Origin of the sequence: Kitasatospora sp. NPDC093558 (assembly GCF_040683475.1) — a bacterium.
Classification (GTDB): Bacteria; Actinomycetota; Actinomycetes; order Streptomycetales; family Streptomycetaceae; genus Kitasatospora.
The window spans coordinates 1-5159 of record NZ_JBFBDY010000456.1 but is presented as its reverse complement, the minus strand read 5'-3'; the positions used below and the strand labels follow the sequence as shown (position 1 = coordinate 5159).

The following is a 5159-nucleotide window of genomic DNA, read 5'->3' as shown; positions in this document are numbered from 1 at the left end:
GCCGCGGTAGTTCTCCAGTGTCAGTGGTGTGTGCCAGGGTGGTGGCACTGGCTGGGAGGGGGTTGGCGTGGCTGGGTCACAGAGGAAGCCGCTGCGGCGGATCGACGCGCCGTTCGTTTCACTTGGACCGTCGGGTGTGTCGGTCCGTGACCGTCTCAAGGGCCTCACGCCCGAGGACGAGAGGGTGCTGCGGCTGGTCGGCGGGCATATGGGGGCTCTGGCGTCGAAGGACCTGAAGGCGCGCTGCGCGGACGGCCTGGACCACTGCAGCGAGACGTGGGCCGCCCGTAAACGTGACCTGACCGTGCGGTCGTCGTCGCGCTGGGCCGGGAGCGTCACCAAGGCCACGCACGACCAGTGGGCGCTGTCGCGTCGCGGGCAGGGCGCGTACCTGGACTCGTTGGACGCCGGTATCAGGACGATCTCCCATCGGCTGTCCCTGCCGATCGGCGAGAAGGGTGGCAGGCGACAGCCGGGCGGCTACCGCTCCAAGCACGAGTGGTTCCACAAGACCCGGCGCCTGCACGTTCTCGAGGAGCGACGCGCCGCTGTCGCCGCCGACCGCGACAACGGCGTCGTGCATGTGGTGCGCGGCGGGCGGAAGCTGCTGAACACCCGGCACAACCTCGACGCCGCGGACCTGACCGAAGCCCGGTGGCGGGAGAGGTGGGAGAGCGCCCGCTGGTTCCTGTCCGCGGACGGGGAGTCCGGCAAGCGGTTCGGCAACGAGACGATCCGTGTCGCCCCGGACGGCGAGGTGTCGATCAAGCTGCCGGCCGCGCTCGCCGATCTGGCGAACGCGAAGCACGGCCGGTACGTTCTCGCCGCGAGGGTGGCGTTCGCGCACCGGGGCGCCGAGTGGGCCGACCGCATCGAGGCCAACCGGGCGGTGGCGTACCGCATTCACCTGGACGTGGAGCGGGGGCGCTGGTACCTGGATGCCTCCTGGACCCGCCCCGTCGTGAAGACCGCGCCGCTGGCCACGGCCCGGGCGGCCGGGATGGTCGGCGTGGACACCAACGCCGACCACTTCGCGTGCTGGCAGCTGGATGTCCACGGCAACCCGGTCGGCGAACCCCGCCGGTTCTTCTACGACCTGACCGGTACCGCCACCCACCGCGACGCCCAGGTCCGCCACGCCGTCTCCCGCTTGCTGCACTGGGCGAAGCGCTGCGGTGTAAGGGCGATCGGCCTGGAGAACCTGGACTTCACCGCAGAGACCACCCGGGAGAAGCACGGCCGCCGCAAGCGGTTCCGCCAGCTGATCTCCGGCATCCCCACCGGCAGACTCCGCGCCCGTCTCGTCTCCATGGCCGCCGAGCTGGACCTGGTCATCGTTGCGGTCGATCCCGCCTACACCTCCCAGTGGGGCACGCAGCACTGGCGGAAGCCACTCGCAACCCCACGACGCAGGACCACCCGACACGACAGCGCCGCTGTCGCCATCGGGCGACGCGCCCTCGGACACCCGATCCGGCGACGGACGGCACCGCCCCACGACGACCGGAGTGATCGTCGCGGGCATCGGACCGTCCAGGCCCCATCGGGAACCCGGGGGCGCGAGGAAACCCGCCACCCCGCCACGGACCGTGCACACGATGCACGCAGCCGGACGGGGACCACGAGAACGCGGGCGACCAGCCGGGCATCCAACACCGTTCGGGATGCACGCAGTGATCAGACCTGGGTCCAAGACCCACTCCTGCTCACTTGATTGGAACGGTTGCGCTGTTCGTTCTCGTCATGACGATGCGGATGGTGAAGTACGCGCTGGACGTGAACGCCGACTACCGGCGGGTCCGCAGCGAGGGCGTCCGCCTGCAGGCCGAGGTCGTCGACTACGACAAACGGCCGGGCGACCGGGCCGACGAGTTCTACCTGCGCCCGATCGTCCGGTACCACCTCGACGACCGCACCTACCAGGCCACGGTGAGCAACGCCTCCGGCAGCAACCCGCTGCCGCTGGGATCCTTCACGACCATCGTGGTCTCGCCCAAGACCCCGTACGACCCGTACGACCCGTACCTGGGCACCAGCGGCTACGTCTGGTTCGCGCTCGTGGCCCTGGCGGCGGCAACGGGACTGCTGTCCTGGGCGCTCGCGCGCCTCTGATCCGTCCGCTCAACGGCGGCCTACAGCGCGAGCATTGCCGCGGCGACCTCGGCGGTGGCGGTGTCGGGGATCGTCGTCGCGGCCTGGTCGAGGACGAGCAGGTGTGCGCCGGGGATCTCGCGGGCGAGGGCCTCGCCGTTGCCGAGCGGGAAGAACGGGTTGCGACGGCCGTGTACCACCAGCGTCGGCAGCGTGAGCTCGCCCAGGCGCTCGCGCCAGCGCGGTGTGCAGTCGAGCCTGGCGAACACCATGCCCAGCTGGTTCGCCATCTGGACCGCGGGCCCGGTGCCCGGCGTGCGGTCGAAGATGCGCTCGGCGGTCGCGCGTGCCGTGGTGGGGTCGTCGCCGCGGATCCGTGCGCCGGCGGCGGCGTACTCCGCCACGGCGGTGCGGTCGGACCAGTCGGGCAGGGGGAGCGCGAACCGCTGCTCCCTCGTCGCCGGGTCGTGGTCGGGCAGGTCGTCGTCGACCGGGCCCGGTGCGACGGGCCGGGTCCCGGCGAGGGTGAGCGCCGCGAACGCCTCCGGGTGGTCGAGCGCGGCGACCTGGGCGACCATCCCGCCGACGCCGATGCCCGCCAGGTGCGCCGGCCGGCCGTCGAGTCCGCGGGCGAGCGCCCGGCAGAGTTCGTCGGGCCAGGAGAGCATGGTCGTGGCGCCCACGAGCAGCACCAGCGGCGCCGCCGGATCGCCGAAGTGCTCGACCCCGAGCGTGATGCCGTCGGGCGTGCGGAACGAGTCGACCGTCGATGGCATCGTCAACCTCCAGGACTGGTAAGCGATCGCGGCCCACGCTACCCGCGAAGCCTCGCCGGCCCCCCGGCCACGGCTAGCTGTCGGCGGCTGCCTCGCGTTCCCGTTCGCGGCGCAGCCGGTGCTCGGTGCGGATGCCGGACAGGACGGTGCACGCCAGGCTGGCGGCGATGATGCCCTCGGCCCAGAAGAACGCGAGGTAGTCCATCAGCGATCCGATCGGCGGCGATCCGGGGGCGGCGTTGCGCATGCCGATCAGGGCGAACAGGCTCGCGGCCATCCAGCCCAGGGAGGGCCAGACCAGCCCTTCGCGCTTGCGGTAGAGCACCTCGGCCGCGCCGAGGACGGCCAGGGCGAGGGCCCACATGGCGGCGATCATGAACCAGGCGAGGATGAAGGTGCTGCGGGACCGGGTGATCTTCGCGTCGAGCGTCACGGTGCCGGTGCTGGTGCCCGCGGTCGTGCCGGAGGTGGTGGCGGCGGTGGTGCCGGAGGTGGTGGCTTGTGGGCGCAGGACGAAGAACGGGTCGGTGTCGGTGAAGACGACGCCCACCGGCACGGCCGCGGACCCACTGGTGGCGCTGAAGCCGACCTCCATGTGGAAGCGGTCGAACGGGTAGTCGGTGACGGTGCCGCCGTACATCCCGGCGTGGACGAGCTGGGGCGTCGCGGTGTCGCCCTCGGCCGCCCGGATGACGGTCTTGGGGGAGCCGGTGGCGGTGATCTCCACCGAGCGGCCGAAGGCCTGGGAATCGGGGCCCGCGGCGAACTTGCCGTGGGGTATGGGGGTGACGTACAGGGACAGCTGTTGGGCCGCCGGGTCCACGTCCTGGGCGGTGACGTCGAGTTCGATCCAGTCGGGCGCCGGGGGGACGACCAGCTCCCGGGTCTGCTCGCGGGTGTTGCGCTCGTTGAGGTACAGCCCGATCCCGGTTCCGCACAGCGCGACGACCACCGCCAGGACGACGGCGAACCGCCAGTGGCGTCGGGGTCTGCGGTGGGCCGTCGGGGCGGGGGTGGTGTCGTCGGGGGTGACCTGCACAGTCGTCCTTCCTGAGGCGGTATCGTAGCTCTGCGTGACCGCTTGTGGTCGGGTGACTGACCGGTCCGCCGTGGCTGCCGAGGCCGGGCGGTGGACACCTGTCGGGCCGGATACGGCACGTGCATAGCTTCTGACCAGTACTGTTGCACTGACTGAAAATTCAGTCAAGCTTTATGATAAGACCCTGCCGACCACAGCTCGACCCGAGCTGCCGATCGCGCAGAGTCAGGCTATGTCACCGGCAACGCGTACACCGTGGCGCCGTGTTGGGCGATCAGGCGGTGTCCGTCGGTGGTCAGCAGCCAGTCGTGCGAGGAGTCGGAGCCGGGCCGGAAGTTCCACCGGATCCGGCCCGTGGCGGTGTCGATCGCGTAGAGCCCGGTGGCGCCGCCGGTCGGCACGACGAGCGTGCCGGCGACCACCTGGGCCTGCACCGGGGCGGCCGTGCCCTCCGGGAGTCCGCAACTCCACAGCTTCTCACCGCTGTTCGCGCGGAACGCGTGGACGTCGGTGTCGGCCGAGGTCGCGTAGACCACCCCGCCCGAGACGGTCGGCGGGGTGTAGGCGCTCTGCCCGTCCGCCGGTGGCTCGACGGACCAGAGCTGCTTGCCGTCGGCGAGCCGCACGGCCTGCAGCCCGCGCTGCCGGTACGCGCAGTAGACCCGCTCCCCGTCGCAGCACATCGGGTGGCCGAGCGGGGACCCCGTGCTCACCGACCACAGCTCGCGGCCGTCGGCGGTGCTGCGGCAGACCAGGTTCCCCTTGTCGTCGCCGTAGAGCACGTGGTCGGGCGCGGTCAGCGAGCTCACGCCCGGTTCGGGCGCCGTCCGCCGCTCGGAGAACCAGGACGCCGCCCCCGTCTCCGGGCTGAAGCCGGCCACCCCGCGCAGGTTGGCGCCGCGGTCGGCCAGCGTGTAGACGCCGTGGTCGTCGGCGCCGAGCAGCTGGGTCGGCGCGGTGGCGGTGGCGGTGTACCTCCAGCGCTGTGCCCCGGACGTCAGGTCGTAGCCGACCAGGTCCCCGGCGACGGTGAAGAACGCCGTGCCGTGGGCCGCGGCCAGTTGGTACGTGCTCGCGTCCCGGACCCGCCACCGCTCCTTGCCGGTGGCGCTGTCCAGCGCGAACACCGAGTCGCCGCCGAGCAGCACCGTGCCGCCGGTCACCAGCGGAGGGGCGTTCAGCGCACCGATCGCCTCGTACGTCCAGACCGGCTTCGGCGCACCGTCCGGCCCCGACCGAAGCCCGGGTTCTCG

Annotated in this window: 5 protein-coding genes; 2 read left to right on the top strand and 3 right to left on the bottom strand. The window is 71.9% G+C overall.

Annotation, left to right across the window (positions count from 1 at the left end; genetic code table 11):
• The first annotated feature begins 136 nt into the window (after window positions 1–136).
• Together AB0O00_RS28935 and AB0O00_RS28930 are read left to right on the top strand one after the other, a co-directional pair.
• Window positions 137–1714: an IS200/IS605 family accessory protein TnpB-related protein gene (locus AB0O00_RS28935; protein WP_363656692.1), complete on the top strand. Its 1578-nt coding sequence runs from the start codon at window positions 137–139 to the stop codon at window positions 1712–1714.
• Window positions 1711–2112, top strand: coding sequence for a DUF3592 domain-containing protein (locus AB0O00_RS28930; protein ID WP_363656690.1), 402 nt, complete (start codon window positions 1711–1713; stop codon window positions 2110–2112). The genes AB0O00_RS28935 and AB0O00_RS28930 overlap by 4 nt, the downstream gene beginning before the upstream one ends.
• Before the next feature lie 20 nt (window positions 2113–2132).
• Here AB0O00_RS28930 and AB0O00_RS28925 read toward each other — a convergent pair whose 3' ends face one another.
• From AB0O00_RS28925 to AB0O00_RS28915, 3 genes are all read right to left on the bottom strand, one after another.
• Complete coding sequence (locus AB0O00_RS28925; RefSeq protein ID WP_363656688.1) at window positions 2133–2867, bottom strand: alpha/beta hydrolase; 735 nt, start codon at window positions 2865–2867, stop codon at window positions 2133–2135.
• Between the two features lie 73 nt (window positions 2868–2940).
• Window positions 2941–3906, bottom strand: coding sequence for a DUF4436 family protein (locus AB0O00_RS28920; RefSeq protein WP_363656686.1), 966 nt, complete (start codon window positions 3904–3906; stop codon window positions 2941–2943).
• A gap of 230 nt (window positions 3907–4136) precedes the next feature.
• Window positions 4137–5159 (bottom strand): PQQ-binding-like beta-propeller repeat protein (locus AB0O00_RS28915; RefSeq protein ID WP_363656684.1); only part of this gene is annotated, 1023 nt, incomplete at its 5' end.

Bases quoted from the DNA above. Each gene is read 5' to 3' on its own strand.
- AB0O00_RS28925 (WP_363656688.1), bottom strand. From the start codon at position 2,867: ATGCCATCGACGGTCGACTCGTTCCGCACGCCCGACGGCATCACGCTC.